Origin of the sequence: Neptuniibacter sp., from assembly GCF_024231755.1 — a bacterium.
GTDB lineage: Bacteria > Pseudomonadota > Gammaproteobacteria > Pseudomonadales > Balneatricaceae > Neptuniibacter.
Genome location: NZ_JAAEQH010000379.1, coordinates 1 through 547 on the forward strand (window position 1 = coordinate 1; position 547 = coordinate 547).

General features: G+C 44.8%; 1 protein-coding gene. It reads right to left on the reverse strand.

The window, feature by feature from the left end:
* Positions 1–24 precede the first annotated feature (24 nt).
* Positions 25–426, reverse strand: coding sequence for an IS200/IS605 family transposase (gene tnpA / locus GY843_RS20920; RefSeq protein WP_297312620.1), 402 nt, complete (start codon positions 424–426; stop codon positions 25–27).
* Positions 427–547: the final 121 nt, after the last annotated feature.

Below are 547 nucleotides of genomic sequence, written 5' to 3' on the forward strand. Positions count from 1 at the left end.
TGCCAATCATGAATGCTTTTCTGGTTACTTGTCGTCTTGGTATTTCACATACTTGCGGATCATTTCGCTGTCTAAACCTACGGTATCAACGCAGTATCCAGCAGCCCAAAAGTGGTTCCCCCAGTAAGGTTTGGTCTTCAACTCAGGATTCCTCTGAAATACCCGTATTGCACTTTTTCCTTTTAACGTCCCCATCACTTTGGATATCGAAAGTTTTGGAGGCACCTTCACCAGCAGATGCACATGATCTTTCTGTATATTCAACTCAATCAGACGGCACTCCATTCGTTCTAACTGTTGCCGTATCGTTTCCTCAACCTCATTGCCTACCTTACCGGTCAATACTCGGTATCTATATTTGGGTACCCAGACAAGATGGTACTGGCAATGCCATAGCACATGCGATAACTTCTCAAATCGACTCATTGCGTAGCTCCTTTGTGGATCGGCACAATCCTGCAAGGGAGCTACCATTTATTTCTTTTCAGGCAGAGCCATTAGAACATGACCACGCCTCAAAGGACGTGGTTTCTTGAGGGTAAATGAA

What these genes read in the sequence shown, in the direction of transcription:
- tnpA (WP_297312620.1), bottom strand. Translation starts at nt 426, where the DNA reads ATGAGTCGATTTGAGAAGTTATCGCATGTGCTATGGCATTGCCAGTAC.